The 17,410-nt window shown below is 36.9% G+C and carries 11 protein-coding genes; 7 read left to right on the forward strand and 4 right to left on the reverse strand.

Going from position 1 to position 17,410, the window contains the following annotated elements; translation table 11 throughout:
* Positions 1 to 329: 329 nt before the first annotated feature.
* Together ACN6MX_RS03035 and ACN6MX_RS03040 are read left to right on the forward strand one after the other, a co-directional pair.
* Positions 330 to 2,681 carry a bifunctional 2',3'-cyclic-nucleotide 2'-phosphodiesterase/3'-nucleotidase gene (locus ACN6MX_RS03035; protein WP_419961211.1) on the forward strand — a complete coding sequence of 784 codons (2,352 nt, stop codon included), beginning with the start codon at positions 330 to 332 and terminating at the stop codon, positions 2,679 to 2,681.
* A gap of 202 nt (positions 2,682 to 2,883) precedes the next feature.
* The gene (locus ACN6MX_RS03040) at positions 2,884 to 3,033 is read left to right on the forward strand and encodes a hypothetical protein (protein ID WP_419961212.1); all 150 of its coding nucleotides are present in this window, start codon (positions 2,884 to 2,886) and stop codon (positions 3,031 to 3,033) included.
* Between the two features lie 227 nt (positions 3,034 to 3,260).
* Here the strand turns inward: ACN6MX_RS03040 and ACN6MX_RS03045 are convergent, their stop codons facing one another.
* From ACN6MX_RS03045 to ACN6MX_RS03060, 4 genes are read right to left on the reverse strand one after another with little or no spacing between them, the layout of a single operon-like run.
* Entirely contained in the window at positions 3,261 to 3,935 is a 675-nt protein-coding gene (locus tag ACN6MX_RS03045; protein WP_419961213.1) for an ABC transporter ATP-binding protein, read from the reverse strand.
* Positions 3,898 to 5,052, reverse strand: coding sequence for an ABC transporter permease (locus ACN6MX_RS03050; protein ID WP_419961214.1), 1,155 nt, complete (start codon positions 5,050 to 5,052; stop codon positions 3,898 to 3,900). The genes ACN6MX_RS03045 and ACN6MX_RS03050 overlap by 38 nt, the downstream gene beginning before the upstream one ends.
* The gene (locus ACN6MX_RS03055; RefSeq protein ID WP_419961215.1) at positions 5,049 to 6,272 is read right to left on the reverse strand and encodes an ABC transporter permease; all 1,224 of its coding nucleotides are present in this window, start codon (positions 6,270 to 6,272) and stop codon (positions 5,049 to 5,051) included. Before ACN6MX_RS03055 ends, ACN6MX_RS03050 begins: the two co-directional genes overlap by 4 nt.
* A 27-nt stretch (positions 6,273 to 6,299) precedes the next feature.
* Complete coding sequence (locus ACN6MX_RS03060) at positions 6,300 to 7,796, reverse strand: hypothetical protein (protein ID WP_419961216.1); 1,497 nt, start codon at positions 7,794 to 7,796, stop codon at positions 6,300 to 6,302.
* A 345-nt stretch (positions 7,797 to 8,141) separates the two neighbouring features.
* Between ACN6MX_RS03060 and ACN6MX_RS03065 the strand changes: the two genes are divergently transcribed.
* The 5 genes from ACN6MX_RS03065 (at position 8,142) to ACN6MX_RS03085 (ending at position 17,340) form a co-directional block, all read left to right on the forward strand.
* Positions 8,142 to 10,964 (forward strand): carbohydrate binding domain-containing protein, encoded by a 2,823-nt coding sequence (locus ACN6MX_RS03065; protein WP_419961217.1) that lies wholly within the window; start codon positions 8,142 to 8,144, stop codon positions 10,962 to 10,964.
* A gap of 538 nt (positions 10,965 to 11,502) precedes the next feature.
* Complete coding sequence (locus ACN6MX_RS03070; RefSeq protein WP_419961218.1) at positions 11,503 to 13,176, forward strand: hypothetical protein; 1,674 nt, start codon at positions 11,503 to 11,505, stop codon at positions 13,174 to 13,176.
* Positions 13,177 to 13,191: 15 nt separating this feature from the next.
* Positions 13,192 to 14,427, forward strand: a complete 1,236-nt coding sequence (locus ACN6MX_RS03075; RefSeq protein WP_419961219.1) for a DegT/DnrJ/EryC1/StrS family aminotransferase — start codon at positions 13,192 to 13,194, stop codon at positions 14,425 to 14,427.
* 23 nt (positions 14,428 to 14,450) lie between these two features.
* The gene (locus tag ACN6MX_RS03080) at positions 14,451 to 16,268 is read left to right on the forward strand and encodes a hypothetical protein (RefSeq protein WP_419961220.1); all 1,818 of its coding nucleotides are present in this window, start codon (positions 14,451 to 14,453) and stop codon (positions 16,266 to 16,268) included.
* Positions 16,269 to 16,278: 10 nt separating this feature from the next.
* Entirely contained in the window at positions 16,279 to 17,340 is a 1,062-nt protein-coding gene (locus ACN6MX_RS03085; protein WP_419961221.1) for an alpha/beta hydrolase family protein, read from the forward strand.
* The last annotated feature ends 70 nt before the right edge of the window (positions 17,341 to 17,410 follow it).

Raw genomic sequence — 17,410 nt, forward strand, 5'->3', positions numbered from 1 at the left:
ATTTAACAATCACATAAACTCAGCAAACCATTACATAATTCTACACCCACCACAAAAAACTTGCTAACTACCACATAGCCCTATCTAACAACCACATAAACTCAGCAAACCAACACATATTCTACACCCAACACTAAAACTTCGCTAACCAACACAAAACCTCATCCAACCAACACAAAACCCTATCTAACGAGGATTAAGAAAGTACTTTTCCCTATTAACGCATTGACTGTTTTCAAAATTTACAAATTTGTTACACTATTCGCCTTTATTTTTGCTACAATTGTATTGGTTTTATATTCCAAGATGAGAAAGAAGGAATTTAGTTTATGTGGAAAAAAGTTTCAGCATCGGCGCTTGCTTTATCGCTTACAGTTGGTGGATTTGCAAGTGTTGACCATGCTTCTGCGGCAAAAAGTCCAGATGTCACTCGTGGTGAGTATGTAAAAACAATGATCGATGCAATGGGTATTGAGTTAGGTACTGGTAAATCTGTAAAGTTTAATGATGTTCCAGAATCATTAAAGCCTTATATTGAAAAAGCGCTTGAGTTAAAACTTATTACTGGGAAGTCAGCTACTGTTTTTGCTCCAGATGAAAAACTTTCTCGTGAGCATGCATTTATCATTGCGACAAGAGCTATTGAGACTGATAAAGCTTACTCAGAGGAATTACTAAACAAATTTACAGATAAAAATAAAATTCGCACATCTAGTCGTAGTGAAATTGCGAAAGCGGTAGGATTAGGTTTCTTAAATGGATACCCTGATAAAACTGTAAAGCCTTCAAATATCGTAAGTAAACATGAGATGAATAATATTTTAAAACGCTTCTTGAAGGAATATAAAAATTCAACTTCAACTGTTTCTTTAAGAATCCTAGGTACTTCTGACATTCATACGAATATCGTGAACTATGACTATTACAAAGATACAGAGTCTAATAGCTTAGGACTTGCAAAAACAGCTACACTTATTAAAAATGCACGTTCAGAAAATAGTAATACTTTACTATTTGACAATGGTGATGCGATACAAGGTACACCACTTGGTTCTTATAAGCAGGCAGTGGACAAGTTAGAAGATGGGGAAGAACATCCGTCTGTGACAGCAATGGAACTGCTTAAGTATGATGGTGCTACATTCGGAAATCATGAATTTAACTATGGTTTGGATTATTTGGATGAAGTGACAGATGATGCAAACTTCCCTTATGTGAATGCGAATATTCGTGATGCTGCTACTGGTAAATTAGCTTATAACCCATATGTTTTAATCGAAAAAGAAGTGGTTGATTCCAAAGGGCAGAAATCTACTATTCAAGTAGGGGTAACAGGTATTGTTCCACCAGCTATTCTTAAATGGGACAAGTCTCATTTAGAAGGAAAAGTGAAGGTCGACGATTCTGTACAAGCAGTAGAGGCTATCGTGCCAGAAATGAAAAAAGCTGGAGCAGATGTAATTGTAGTCCTTTCCCACTCTGGACTTGGCGATATGAAGCATGAGGTTGGCGAAGAGGATGTAACGTATTTACTAACAAAGGTTAAAGATATAGATGCGATTATTACTGGTCATGCGCACCAAGTATTCCCTGGAAAAGTGGATGCTTCGCTTGCAAATGTAGACGTGGAAAACGGTACTATGAACGGTGTTCCAGTTGTTATGCCAGGTAAATTTGGTAGCCATTTAGGGGTAATCGATTTAGATTTAGTCAAAAAAGGGAACGAGTGGGAAGTAAAACAATCTAAAGCAGAGGTTCGTGCAATTGCAAAAGATGCAACGGATGTAGACAAAACCATTGTAGATGCTGTAAAACAAGCACATGAGGGAACTATCGAATATGTACGTCAAGCAGTTGGTACAACAACAGCCGACATCCATAGCTATTTCTCACAAGTACAAGATGACCCATCTATCCAAATCGTAACAAATGCACAAACTGAGTACGTAAAAGCAAAACTAAAAGGTACGGCAAATGAAAAACTTCCGGTTCTTTCCGCAGGTGCTCCATTTAAAGCTGGAACAAGAAGCGACCCTGAGTATTACACATATGTACCAAAAGGCGAGTTAGCTATTAAAAACGTAGCAGATCTATATTTATACGATAACACTGTGGCAACTGTAAAAGTTACGGGAGCTGACATAAAAGAATGGTTAGAAATGTCTGCAGGGCAATTCAATCAAATCGACGCAACGAAAACTGGCGAACAACAACTAATCAATGCAGACTTCCGCTCATATAATTATGACGTAATCGACGGAGTAACATATGAAATCGATGTTACCCAACCAGCAAAATACGATGCTGACGGAAATCTAGTAAATGAAAAATCATCACGTATCACGAACCTTCAATACGATGGCAAACCAATCGATTTAAAACAAGAATTCATCGTAGCAACAAATAACTACCGTGCGAATGGAACATTCCCAGGAGTGCGTAATGCAACAGCAATCGAAATCTATCCAGATGAAAACCGTCAAACAATTATCGACTACATTCTTGCAGAGAAAACAATCGATCCATCTGCTGACGGCAACTGGAAATTCGCAGCACTTCCAGCAAAAGCAACAATCGTATTCGAATCTTCTAAACAAGCAGAAAAAGTAATTCCTGCTGATGGCAACATCAAATATGTTGGCGAAGGTACAGACGGATTCGGTAAATATTCTATTAAATAATATATGTTAGTTGAAATCACCACCGCTTTTGGAGCAGTGGTGGTTTTTTTTGTCCCTGTGTAGCAAACAATTCTGAAATCTTAAGTTATAATGAGAACTTTATTACTTGTTTATTAAATCTTAGTGACATTGACTGTTTTCGACATAATTTGTATTACAATAAATAAAATTACATAATACCAAGATAGCGGGAGGAAGTTGCATGATCACGACCGAGTTAAATGAAGACTTTAAAAAAATATTAGAATACGGATATGTTTTAGGAACTGAAAATAACACGATCAAAGCAGACGAGCTAATTGAGGAGTTATCTGAGCAATTAAGAGGGATGTTAGATAAAAACAAGGAATAAATAACAAATACACCCGCGGATTTCAGTCCAGCGGGTGTATTTGTTAAAAACCATATGGAAAAGTATTCCGTTTCCCAAGTAACTACCACTCGAGAGCAAGTAAATAGGAAATGAAAGTAAGTAAGCCTCTACGAAGACCAAGTAAGCCACCAATGAACGCAAGTAAATATCACACTAGTGCAAATAAACGTTCCAATACCTGCTCAGAAGTATCTCCAATTCCCTTCTTATGCCAATTCCTCTACGGTAAGCCCTCGAGATTTAAGTAAATCAGAGTAAAAAGGATCATTTCCTAGGCAATAAATGCGGTCGCAAAACGAAATAATTTCATTCATATCATGAGATGTATAGATGATCATTTTTCCTTCGTTTTTTGCCAAGTTCACCAAGTAGTTTCCAATCTCTTCTTTGGATCGCATATCTATTCCAACAGTCGGTTCATCGAGTAGGATTAATATGGGGTCGTGAATAAGGCTGATCGCGAGATTTAGTTTTCTTTTCATTCCACCGGATAATGACTCGACTGGTTCGTCCCATTTGTTTAGTTGCATATCGAGACAAAGCTGTTTGCATTCTTCTAGTGTCCTTCTTTTCCAAGATAGCTTTTCGAAAAATAGAAAGTTTTCTGCCACAGTGAATTCCTCCCATAAGGAGATTTCCTGAGGGACATATCCTATTAGCTTGCGGATGCTTTTAATATCTTTTGAATATGAGTAACTTTCCAATTCTATACTGCCGCTGGATTGAGGTAGTACCGTTGCTAGAATTTCCAATAGCGTGGATTTGCCGGCTCCATTTTCTCCAACTAAGCCGACAACCTCCCCTGGATTTACTAGAAGATTTACATCGGTTAATATTTTGTGTTTATGATAGCTTTTTTGTAGGGAATTTACTTGCAGCACGCTGACTACCTCCTTTAACTATTGAAATAACAATAATTACTGCTAAAAAACTATAAGCGAACTCACCATGTAACAATGAATAAACAGGACTGAAAGATTCCAACCATGGCCATCTACTTATAATAGAATCAATCGGGATAAATGCGCCACCACATATCGTTAAAATAAGAGAGATCGCAATAGCGCAAATATAATAGAAGAAACTATTAGTGAAGTCCCGCGCAAGTAGAGCTGCTAAAATATTTATCGTTAGCCTAAAGCCAAGTAGAGCAAAGAACAGCCGAACACTTGGAGATGCAAAATTGAATAAATGGAGGACATATATAGTAACTAAATCCATAACAAATAGTAATACCGTATAGAACAATAAATTCCAAGAAATATAGCTATTTAAAGATATTTTCGTAAAGGTCCAACGCACTTTTATTGATGTATTATTTGCTTTCACGATCCAATCGAACAGAAATAATGTAGCGATGATTTGGAAGAAAGTCCAAATACCCCAAATAGATAGAAGGGAGGTGCTTTCACTTGCTGTTTCTGCCGGTGTCCATTGGAACGAAAAGCTTGTCGTGATTAGCTGTTTCTTTTCCTGTTTTTCTTTACTCGTTTGGAAGATTTTTTCTCGATCCCATTCTTCACTGGAGCCATACTTTTCATATAAATCTTTAATTTTCGTAGCTGCTTTTGTACGAGTTGCTTCTTCTTGAACGTATGAGCCAATTGTTTCTGCAAGGGCAAAGTAAGCAAAGGATCTATTGGATGAATAAGCCTCAAGAAGCTGAGAACGACGATTATCTAGAATATCTTCCTCATATCCATCCTTAATGACAAATACACTATCAAGCTCATGTTTTTCTAATAGATCTGTAGCCTCTGGAAGGTCTAGTAAGTTGACCTGTAGGTAATCTGTACCGATTATTCTTTGGACTAGATTATTCGAAAGAGTGGTGTTTTCCTCTATTACTAAACCAATTGGAACTTTGGATTCGTCGCCTAATTTATTTAACATACTGAACGTTAAAATAGCTAAAAGAAGTGGCAGTATAAGCCAGGCTAATAAAACCTTCCATTCCTTCCTCATTCGCATCGCTTGTATACCTAGAACAGCTTTCATTGTATCCACCTATCCTTCCACCGGGTTGAAATCCATAGAAGGATTAGCCCCATAAAGACCTGAATTCCTAAAGACGTAAAGCTTGCGTAGTTTCGGCCAACTAACACAATTTCTACAATCCACTGGAAGCTCTCAAACGAGAAGAAAAATGGCAATGCATTCTTGATGAATAAAGGAAAATAAATCGTAGGAATTAAGGCTCCGCTCGAAACTATCCATAATAATACAAGGAAAAATTGAAGGAGCAGCACTACTTTTTTAGATGAAATCCATAAGTCTATAAGGGCTAAACCTATTAATAAAAGTAATCCAAATAAAAGGATGAACAGGAGCAACCGAAAATAATCTAACATAAATAACTCCACTGCGAAGTATTTGCTAATCGGAACAAAGGAAATACTAGCAAATACAATACTTACAAAAAGTGAAACAAATATTTGCGAAACAGTCGTATGCCAATGAGTCACTCCAAGTAGCTTCCACCGATTTCGCATAGCTGCATGCGTATCTTTCCTTAACAATGAAAAGCTGCCGAATAACCAGATAGTAAATGCGCTAAACCAACCAGCTACTACATAATAATTAGTGGGGGAGGTAGTTGTTATGTTCGTAACGACTTCTTCATCTAGAATTTGGCCGCTTCCTAATGTGTATAAAGTAAACTCTATAAAAGTGTCAAATAGAAGCTTTTCTAGATCCTCTTCAGGAATATATGTATTACTAGCATAGTCATAAACTGTTAGAATATTAGCTTGAGCAGTGGAAATATAACGGGTCATACTTTCCGCTAATTCTTTTACGATGAAACTATCTACCGTTTTAGAGGGGTTGCCAACAATCGTAAGAGAGACAGTTTTTCCTTTATATAGCTTTTTAGTGAATCCATCTGCAAACAGAATATATGCACTTATTTCATTGTTATCTATTTGATCATTGGCAGCATCCATAGACATAGAAATGATATTGATGCCTTCTTCTTTATCGAGAGTGAGGGACATGAATTCCAGTAGCATATTCGTTTCTTCTGTTTGGTCTTCGTCTACAAAAGCAACGGTAACAGGTGCTTTAGCTGATGGAACAAATAGAGAAGCGACAATTCCAAGTGTAGAAGCTAGTAGAAAAATAGGGAAAAGAAAAAGCAGAAGAAGCGATTTCCACTTCTTCTGAATACTTTTTCCATATTGAGTCGTAAAGAAAGCAATCTTTTTCAGTTGGATCAAGATGCATTCACTCATTTCTTTAGTGGTTTAGTACATTTCTTGTTCGAATTGCTGCATAATGTTCATACCCCAGCCTTGCATTTCTGGGTAAATGTCTTCGGAAAGGAATTGCTGTAGCGAATTAGAATCCATCGTTCCGATATTGACCATTTTTTCTGAGTCAGCTGGAAGATTTACTTTTTTAATAATCTTGCTTTCTTGATTCACTTTTATAACAGCGTTTGAACTTTCATCAATTGTTACAACAAATTCATGGTCTGCTTGCATAGAGTCTTTTTTGTAGTTTGAATTTCCATTCCATAAAAACTCCATTGGTTGGTATTCGTCTCCAATAATAAATTTACGTTCAAATGTTCTATCATCACCTGATAGTTTTTCTTCTCCGTTATAAACAAGACCAGCCTTATTATCGTCTAAGAAGGAAATTTCATCTTTATAGGTTCCATCCTTTGTTGTAGTAAGATCACCTGTAAAATGTAATGGATCGTTATCCATACTAATAGTATAATTCCAGTTTTGCGCGGAATCTTCTAGTAATTGTGTACCAGTAATTTCTAATTTACCTAAGTCCGCTATTTCCGTATTGATATCTCTTTTAACGATTAAATCGGCATCATGCCAGATAGTAGATTTTATACCTTCAGGTAGGTCAATATCTTCTACCGAGCTTATTAAGTTATCCATTACTTCATCAAATTCAAATGTTGCGTCTGGAGTACTAACGGCTGTAAACTGCTCAAACGAGCTTTCCAAGTAATCCTCAACTATTTCTTTAAATTTTGGATCTTTCTTAGCTTTCTGAAGAACATCTATTAAAATCTTCTTCACTTCAGCTTCTGTAAGTGTCATGGATACTTTTTCTGCTTTAATAGATTTGCCATTTACATCAATTTTTTCGTCCGAAGTGGTAAATGCCTCTTCTGGTAAAGATTTATATAGATACATCATGTATTCTTCTTTTAAATATTCGATATTTTCTTCCGATAAAATATTATTTTTGCCAAGGAAATTTTCTAAGCCAAGCTTTTCGCTACCGGAATAACCTGGATCTATTGCACGCATTAAGTTTCCGTAATCTTTATCTTTCAATTGAAGTAATTGATCATAAAAAGGAAGTCCTAAAATAACTTCTTCTGTTGTGATATAACCTTTAATGGGTTCAACATCCACTCCAAGAATCGTTGCATTGATCTCAGCTTCTACCTCTTGCTTATTTGGATCACTTGCTATCCGTAAAGCAATATTAGAGTTATTTACTACTTGTTCTATTTCGGAATTAGTACCATCTTGATATTCACCTGAAAAGTCATATATGCTATCGATCACTTTAGTTGTTCCGTATTTTGCCCATTCAGTCTCATTTTCATAGCGTGTTTCGACAAGGTCTTGGATATGTTGAATCGTTTTAACTTCCGAATAAAAATATTGTTCCTTCGGTGTTTTGTTCACTAGAAAAAAAGCAGATGCCCCTCCAGCTACAACAAAAAAAGAAATAATAGCAATAATCCATGTCTTTTTCTTCATAAAATCTTCCTTTCACTTCCATATTAGATAAATAATAGATTTTTTTCTTTATTTTACATCCTATGTAACTATAAATTATTATAGCAGATAAATAAATTCAAGGGACTATTTTTCTATATAAAATCTAAAAAATTAGTAATTTCACTTTTTTTAGACAAAAAACTCCAATGAGTTGATGCTTTAATATGATTCTACTTAAAATAAAATAAGTTGATTTTTCTGTCTATTTAAATTACATTTATTATTGAATACATGTAGTATACATGTATAAGAATAGTGCAATGGAGGAGGTATTAATAATCTACCGGAAAAAGGTTTTCAATCTACTATACAAGGAGGAAGAAAATGAAAAATGTATTAAATTTTGTTTTTCTATTAAGTATGGTTTTAATGGTAACTCTCTCGTTACCTAGTATAAATTCTGTATCGGCCCAAGATTTGCAGATACAAAATTCCAGCTTTGAGGATTCGACAGATAGTGGAGGTATCCCTGGTTGGACACAGAATTTTGGTACTACCGGCGTGACGACAGTAGAAAGTGAGTTTTATAGGGGTATGAAAAGCTTAGAAATTAAAGATACAAGTAAGAATGAAAATCTTGGTTTAATAAGTGATGCAGTTCCTGTTACACCTGGTAGGGAATATACTGCATCTGCAAAAATTAAAACGGGTTCGAATGGTGCTGGAGAAATATACATTCGTTTTTTTGACCAGCAAGGTGCTTATATTACGGGTTTCAATAAATCGATAAGTGGGGCAACCTCATGGTCAGATATAAACATCACAGCTATTGCGCCTGAAACAGCTGCCTCGGCTGCTATTTTGTTTTATTCAGGTAAAGCGAATATAGGAACCTTTTATTTTGATGATGCTAGTTTAATGGAGGTCAAGCCTGTAAATCCAATTGAAGAAGTTGCAGAGGATTTAGGAATACAAGTTACAAAAACCACTGTAATGTTAGGGGATATCGGGAAAGACTCTCATGGAAATGATGTTTTGTACACAGTTGTGGCGGGCATCCCTTCTAAATTTGCTATTGTCGATGTGGCTACCGAAAAGTTAATAAAAAGCTATACATTAGAGGATACGTCTGGAGCTTGGGGTGTAAAGGTTGCTTCCGATGGTTCCGTTTATTTGGGTGCCTATAATAAGGGCTTTTTATATCGCTATTTTCCTCAAACCGATGAATTAATCAATCTTGGGCATCCGGTTAAAGATACAGATGCTGTGCTTTATCCATTTGCTACAGCAAGTGATGGGAAAATTTATGGAGGTACCTATGGATCAGGAAGTGTATATGAATATAATCCTGCCACTGATAAATTTACAGATTTCGGAAGGATGGCTGCAGGACAGTCATGGATTAGAAGTGTTGCTTTAGATGAAGTTAACCAAAAGGTCTATGCTGGAGTCGGTAGTCAAGCACATTTAATAGAATATGATATTGCTACTGGTGAAAAGAGAAATGTGCTTCCTGCGCAATATGCAGACATTATTTCTGTTTATGATATGAATTTGATAGACGGAAAATTATTTGCACAAAAAGAATCAAAATATGAGATGTTTATTTATGATACAGAAACTGGAAATTTGGTAGAGGCTACAAATGGTGATACAGGTGAGAAGACATATGATATTCCTGAATCCTCAAGAGGAGTTTCAGAAAAATCTCCCGTTGCCAATAAAATTTATTACACTCATATGGGGATATTACATGAGTACAATTTGGATACGGATACTTTCAAATCGTTAAATGTAGATCTAAAAGGAAGCGCAATTAGTTATAAATTTATCCAATTAAGTGAAGAAGGTTTTCCAGGATATACACTTGTAGGTCTTTCCGGTAATGGTGGTCTAATGTATAAATATAACCTGGTAAATGGAAACCTTAAGCTGATAAATTTAGATTTACCTTCTGAGTCTGTGTTAATTCATGAGTTGGCGAAGGGACCAGATGGGAAAATATATAGTACCGGTTATCTGCCTGGTAATATGAGTGCATTTATCCCTACTTCACAGGAAACTGTTCGATTTGATGGGATTGGGCAAAGTGAGGGAATGGCTAACTTAAACAATAGAATGTATTTAGGAATTTATCCTAATGCCAAAATGTATGAATATGATCCTTTTAAAGCATGGGATCGAACGGATTCGAGTAATTTAAATCCTGATTTATTATTTAGCTTGGAAAAAAATGATAGCATCCCGGGTTATACACTGCAAGACAGACCCTTCGCGATGCTTGGAGTGGATGATCATAACAAGTTGTTCATAGGTACCGTACCGAAAAACGGTAGTTTAGGTGGAGCATTTACAATATATGAACCTGGAACAGAAAATGATCCAGAGATTTATTGGAATTTGATGAAAGACCAAAGTATTGTTTCTTTAGCCTATGCGAATGGAAAGGTATACGGCGGAACAACTGTAGCTGGAGGGCAGGGATCTACACCTACCACAACAGAAGCAAAATTATTTGTATGGGATATTGAAAAACAAGAGAAATCCTTTGAAACGGTCCCGGTACCAGGGAAAAAAGCATTAACTTCACTAGTAACTGGTCCAGACGGAAACATTTGGGGGATGTCAGATGGTACATTATTTGCATTTGACACTGCTACAAACAAAGTAATTTATAGCAAGGAAATAGACCCTAAAGCATCAAGTAGCTGGAGAAATGCATCTCTTGAGATTGGAACGGATGGGAATATTTACGGGATAATTGGTAATAAGTTTTTCAAGTTTGATCTAGCTAGTAACGAGCATGAATTCCTAGCAAGTGGTGTAGAACATTTAGCGCAAGATGATTTTGGAGCCTTCTATTTATCAAAAGATATCAACTTATATAAGTATGAGGATAGTAGTTTGCTTCAAACGATTAAAAGTGCTGAGCTGTCAGTTGATGAACAACGACTTACAGTTGGAGATACTACGCAGCTTCATCTTAAAGCAATTTTAAAGAATAATAGAAGCACCTATGAATTAGCGGGGAGTACTATTGAATACACAGTTAGTAATTCAAAGATGGTTTCTATAAACGATGGGATTTTGACGGCACAAAAAAGTGGAAGAGCAAATATTACAGCGAACGTCACATTAAATGGGGTAACCGTTAAAAGTAATACCGTCTCTGTCTGGATCAATAATAAAGGTGGAAACAATAAGTAGAATAATTATGAAGTTCCCTTTTTTATGAATAATAAATTATATATAAATGTCTCGTCAATTCTGGGTTCAAGGTATTTGAATGAATGAATGAATGAATGAATAATACCGCTGATTTCCGTTACAGGTAAAGAAACGAAATCTAAGTGCGCCACCTCGTATGTCAACGCCTTCGTGACCAACTTCCTGTTGGCCTCCGCGGGGTGAGCGATGAACCATTACCGTCGCTCACGCGTCGATGTGATGGTTCATCTGTCTCACTCATCTCTATTAATGGATTGGGCATATCTTTTTCCGTTTTTTTTAAGTATTAAATTGATTTAGTTTCAGGCGACGACTCCTGCGGAAAGCGTTAGCCTGAAACTAAAATCAAAATTTTTAGTTGAACCTAAAAATAAAGCCTTTTACATAATTGTTGTTATTATTAAAAATTTCAAATAATTTATTGCTTATTCTAGAAAACTATAATATGATTTAAGAAAAGAGTTTATATACATGTAAAATACATGTATATAAATTACTTCATAGAGGTGCTGAGAAAATGAAAGTAGCGAAAATTGGTATTCTTTTTGATGAAAAAGAAGCGGAGTTAAGTTGGTTAGAAGGACAGAATATTTTTGATAGCTATTTATTTGAAATTCTTGATCATGTAAGACTTCCATATGAAAAAGTAGATATAAGTAGTAAATACGAATCGTTCGATGTACTAATCGTAAATCATTTGAGTGATAGTGAAGAGGCAAGCAGCAAATTATTAGCATATGCAAACGCTGGTGGAACAGTGATTTCCTACGGTGGATTAAATGCTATTCAAAGTAAATTAGGTTTTTCTAATATGTTTGCTCCTCAAAAAGGATATGCGGATTTATCTGCCTTCTTAAACCATCATACACCTTTACGTTTTCTAGATGCACAGCCTTGGGCACAGGAAAATGATTTAGATGTAACGGAATTTGGTTCTGTAGTCGATGAGTCAAAAACATGGCAAGGAGCATCGGCATTACAACAGATTAAATATGGATCTGGAACTATTGAACGCTGGTCTATTACGATTCCTCAAACGATAGTTGGACTACAGCAGGGAACGAAGCCAGTTTTTGAGGATGGAACACCTGCGCCGGATGGTTCGGCAAATTTAGATGAGGATATTTTAAAGGCAGAGGATGGTTTTGAACTGGATTGGGTTTTGGATAGAGAATTCACAGAAACTGGAATGCCTTTTTTCCCACATCCATATGCTGACCTTTGGAAAGAAGTAATTGTCGAACATCTTTTGAAAATAGTGCTAGAAAAAGGCTTAACTCTGCCATTCTTAGATTATTGGCCTGCTGACGTACAGCATATTGCGATGATTTCGCATGACAGTGATTTAAATGTAAATGAATCCGCGCAAATCACTTTAGAAACTTTGAAGGCAGAAAATGTTCAGTCTACGTGGTGTATGATTGCACCTGGTTACAGTCCAGCGATATATGATCAAATAAAAAAGGATGGTCATGAAATTGCTCTCCATTATAATGCATTAGAGCAGGATGAAGGAGTTTGGTCAGCAGAAGCTTTTCAAACCCAATTAGCATGGGTAGAAAAAGTGACGAATACAGACCATACTGTTTCCAATAAAAACCACTATACTCGTTTTGAGGGCTGGGGAGAGTTATACACATGGTGTGAAAACAACGGTATACAAGTGGATCAATCGAGAGGTCCAAGTAAAAAAGGGAATATTGGTTTTTTATTTGGCACATGTCACCCTTATTTTCCAATTGCTTGGGCGGATGAAAAAAATAGATTATATGATGTATTGGAGATCGGCTTTTTAACGCAGGATTTAAATCACAATACATTATCAGATGTTAGTGTCATTCAGCCATTCCTTGATGGAGTGAAGCGCGTAAATGGAGTAGCGCACTTTCTGTTCCATCAATACCATATTTACAATCAGCCGAAAGTAAGAGAGGCCATTGTTCATCTAATAACGACTGCTAAAGCCCAAGGATTTACTTTTTGGACTAGTAAGCAAATCAATGATTGGGAACGTGCACGTCGAAGAGTAACAATTGATAGTATTAATCCTTCTGGAGCTATAAAGTTAACTGCTCCGGATGAAGAAAATGATTTTGTGATACTTATTCCTATAGCCGAAAACCATTCAGACGATGTAGTAGTGAAGCGATTTGGGGTTAACTGTAAGCAGGTTAAAGTGAAAAGAACCTAATATGGGGGACTTAAAATGGGAGAAAATATACTAGCATTAAATGGTGGTACGAAGGTGAAAACGACTGCCTTCGGTAAAGGGCAACGCTTCGGGTTAGAGGAGGCAAAGGAATTACTAGAGGCACTTGAGCAAAATACATTATTTTATCATTTTGGCAATAAAGTAAAGCAGTTTTTACAGAGTTTTAACGATCTTTATAAAGTTAAATACAGTGTAGCAACTTCCTCTGGGACCGCTGCACTACATGTCGCACTTGGAGCGGCTGGAGTTACTGTTGGAGATGAAGTTATTACTAGCCCTATTACAGACCAAGGGACTGTTGTGGGAATTCTCTATCAAAATGCTATCCCAGTTTTTGCTGACTTGGATCCTTATAGCTACACGTTGACTGCTGAATCGATCGAAGAAAAAATAACCCCTAAGACGAAGGCAATAATTGTTGTACATCTAGCAGGTAATCCTTGTGATATGGATCCTATTATGGAGCTTGCAAAAAAATATAATCTCAAGGTAGTAGAGGATTGTGCTCAAAGTTATTTAACGACATACAAAGGGCGACTAACCGGTACAATTGGAGATTACGGCTGTTTTAGTACAAATGATTTTAAGCATATTTCTACTGGTGACGGTGGAATGGTGACTGTAAACTCAGGTCAAGAATCAGATTATTTTACTACGCATGCATTTGCTGATAAAAATTATCGAAGACAAGAAGATGCTGTGATGAAGGAATTAGAATACCTAGCGCCGAATTATCGTATGACAGAGCTACAGGGTGCGGTGGGAATTGCGCAGCTAAAAAAGCTGAACTGGATCTGCACAAGACGCAACGAGCTAGGGGAAAGATTAAAACAAGGACTCAGTACTATTAAAGTCATAAATCCGATGAAAATTACCGACGAAGGCTGGTGTAGCTATTGGTTTTATATGCTCACCTTAAATTTGGAACAGTTAACGTGTTCTAGAGAAGAATTTTCAGAAGCTTTAGCAGCAGAAGGAATTCCAAACCAGCCTGGTTATATTCCGAAGGTGTTATATGCACAGCCTCTATTCCAAAACAAACAGGCATATTTGAAGAGCCATTATCCATTTGATCTAGGATCTTATGATTATTCTCTAGGAAGCTGTCCAAACGCCGAGAATATTTTAGAAACGGCCATTCGATTAAATATAAATGAATTTTATACAGACCAAGATATAGAAGATATGATTATCGCGATCAATAAAGTTTCTTCCTATTATAGTAAGTAAATAATTTTGAAAGGAGGGTCACAATGCATAAAAACCTATTTATAGACTATGGTATACCTGTTTCAGCTGAGGAAGAAAGAACAGCTGCAATTTGTATGAATGCGGAAGGTGACTATAGGTTTGTTATTGCGGCCAAAGGGTTCGTTATTATTATCGATCTTGAAACCGATCATATAAAACAAGTATTCTTTCCTGAAAATAACGATGAATATCCTTATTCCTCGTTTAGCAGCAATGGATTATTTTATACCGGTGCTGCAAATATGTTCATGGTATTGGACCCTTTTTTAGAGCAATTTATTTATTTTAAGGTCATTGAAAACGGGGAAGAAATTGTAGGGTTTAGCTTTGGGGAGGATATTTTAGGCAATATTTATTTCACGTCGTATCCTCATTGTCATTTGCTTTGTTACTCGCCTCGCCGGGAAGAGATTATCGACTTCGGCAGTATGGATCTTACTGAAAAGTATCCGGGAAGTGTAGCAGTGGATCAAACAGGGTGGGCATATATAGGAATTGGAACGGAAAGGAAAAATATAGTTGCCTTTCATCTAGAAAAAGGTTTAAAGAAAAACCTTATCGCAGAATCACAAAGGGAAAAGGGAACTGGCTATATCCACTTAGGAGAAGACGGATTAGTATACGGACATATGGAAGCTTCAAGTACTCCTGGGTGGATGAAGTTCTCTAATGGAGACTTTGAAAATATCGATGCAGATAAACTATCGCCCTCATATTATACTGGAATAGCATTTCAAAGGATTCATCGGTATCAAGAGGGGAGCTATCGTATAGAAAGATACAGTCTGTCTGAAGGTTTTATTGAACTTGTTCATAGAGAAACAGCACAGACAAAAAATCTACATTTTAGCTATACTTCGGATGGAGCAAAACTATCTACTATTTACCTTGGACCAGATGATTATATATACGGAACATCTATGCATCCGCTTCAATTTTTTCAATTTGATATGTCCTCGAATAAGACGACCAATTTTGGTGGAGAGGTTATTGAAAAAGGTGGAGGGGGCAATATTGCAGCCTATGCTTCCAATGGGAATTTTCTTATAGGAGCAGCATACGCAGGTGGAAAGCTATACGTCTTTGATACTTTGAAGAAATTTAGAAAGAGTGAAAATCCAAAATTGGTACTGGAGGAAGAAAGTATTCACCGACCTCGCTGTGCCATCGCTTTAAAGGACCATGAACATATTGTTTGGGGAGGATTTCCGGGATATGGAATGGTCGGAGGAGCGTTAGGTATCTATCATATTGAATCGGAAGAAAACCATTTGCTGTCGCATGACAGGGTTGTGGAAAACCAAAGTACGATTAGCCTTGGAGAACTGAGCTCTGGAGATATTCTTGGTGGAACGAGTATTGAAACGCCTGGTGGAGCATTGTCACGAGAAAAAGAAGCTCATTTATATGTATTAGATTGGGAGACTCGTAGGGTGAAAAATAGTTTTGTTCCGATAGCAGATGCCCGTGAAATTGCTCAAATCTTTATCGACCAATATGACCGTGCACATTGTCTTACGGAACAAAGCATTTACTTTGTATGCAATCCCACTACCGAACAGGTACTTTTCCGGAAGGATATATCCAGCTGGGGCCAAATTGTTCGAAATGGTTTTGCCTATGATTTGCCAACTAATACGCTTTATTGTCTCCTTAGTCATACATTGCTCAGTATGGAGATACAGGTGGAACAGTGTGTAGAACCGAAAGTAGTTCATACGCTACCGATGAGTGCTAGTAGTGGTATTGTTCATAAAAACAGTCGAATCTACTATGGTAGCGGAAGTCATTTATGCAGTATTCAAATTGGGGAAGCTTAGGGGGGAGACAATGTATACATTAAAAGCTTTAGAGAAGGATGGAGCTCTACCTTTATTACATAATGTAAATGATATTGACGAATGGCATGAAAAAAAATCTACGATACGTCAGAATTGGTTAGATTGTATAGGTGGTCTTCCTCCTCTAGTCACATCAAGTATGAAGATTAACTTCTGGGAAAACAATACCGATTATTACCTGATCAATATTTGCTATTCTACAGTTTACGAGGACTGGGTACCTGCAAACCTATTAGTTCCGAAAGGACTTATAGAAGAGAATTTAGCAACAGAAAGTGATGTACTTCAATTATTGTCCTCTAGAAGCGGCGAGCAGTTCCGAGCAGTGATAGCACTTCATCCTACGAGCGAAATTGGAAAAGAAGATATAAGTACAGTAGCAGGTAGGGAAAATAGACAATACGGACTGGAGCTTGTAAAAAGAGGATTTGTGGTTCTAGCTCCAGATACTATAACGGCAGGCGAACGAGTATTACAAAACGAACAGCCATTTCAAACGGCAGCATTTTATAAAAGTCATCCAGAGTGGTCGGCGGTTGCTAAAATGATTGTGGATCACAGGCAGGGGATAAGCTTATTGGAGGAACTAAATATCGTAGACAACTCCAAAATTGGTGCAATCGGGCATTCACTTGGCGGTTATAATAGCTTCTTTCTAGCAGGGCTCGACAGTAGAGTTAAAGCAGTCGTTTGTAGCTGTGGATTCTCTCTTATCGCACAAGACTCGGAGAAGCATCGGTGGGGCAGGAGAGAGTGGTTTAGCCATATCCCAAAAATTAGTGACTATATCAATGAAGGAATCGTACCGTTTGAGTTCACTGAAATAGCTGCATTAGTTGCACCAACCCCCTTCTTCCTATGGATGGGGCAAAATGATCGCATATTTCCTCAGTGGGAACCTGCAGCAAAAGGGGTAGCTGAACTAAATTCCTTATATGAATGGATGGAAAAAGGAGAACGATTTACATCATTGATAGGGAATGCTGGACATGATTTCCCACCTGAAATTCGCCAAATTTCCTATGCATTTCTAGAAAAATGGTTGAGCTAAAGATCTTTCAAGTTAACATCGCAAATATGCTATTCTTATTAAAAGTAGGGCAATCATTGGTAGGGAGTTG

It is taken from the genome of Psychrobacillus sp. BM2, assembly GCF_048572895.1.
Taxonomy (GTDB): Bacteria; Bacillota; Bacilli; order Bacillales_A; family Planococcaceae; genus Psychrobacillus.

Coding starts and splice junctions, on each gene's coding strand:
- ACN6MX_RS03035 (WP_419961211.1), top strand. CDS start 330: ATGTGGAAAAAAGTTTCAGCATCGGCGCTTGCTTTATCGCTTACAGTT.
- ACN6MX_RS03040 (WP_419961212.1), top strand. CDS start 2,884: ATGATCACGACCGAGTTAAATGAAGACTTTAAAAAAATATTAGAATAC.
- ACN6MX_RS03050 (WP_419961214.1), bottom strand. CDS start 5,052: ATGAAAGCTGTTCTAGGTATACAAGCGATGCGAATGAGGAAGGAATGG.
- ACN6MX_RS03060 (WP_419961216.1), bottom strand. CDS start 7,796: ATGAAGAAAAAGACATGGATTATTGCTATTATTTCTTTTTTTGTTGTA.
- ACN6MX_RS03065 (WP_419961217.1), top strand. CDS start 8,142: ATGAAAAATGTATTAAATTTTGTTTTTCTATTAAGTATGGTTTTAATG.
- ACN6MX_RS03070 (WP_419961218.1), top strand. CDS start 11,503: ATGAAAGTAGCGAAAATTGGTATTCTTTTTGATGAAAAAGAAGCGGAG.
- ACN6MX_RS03075 (WP_419961219.1), top strand. CDS start 13,192: ATGGGAGAAAATATACTAGCATTAAATGGTGGTACGAAGGTGAAAACG.
- ACN6MX_RS03080 (WP_419961220.1), top strand. CDS start 14,451: ATGCATAAAAACCTATTTATAGACTATGGTATACCTGTTTCAGCTGAG.
- ACN6MX_RS03085 (WP_419961221.1), top strand. CDS start 16,279: ATGTATACATTAAAAGCTTTAGAGAAGGATGGAGCTCTACCTTTATTA.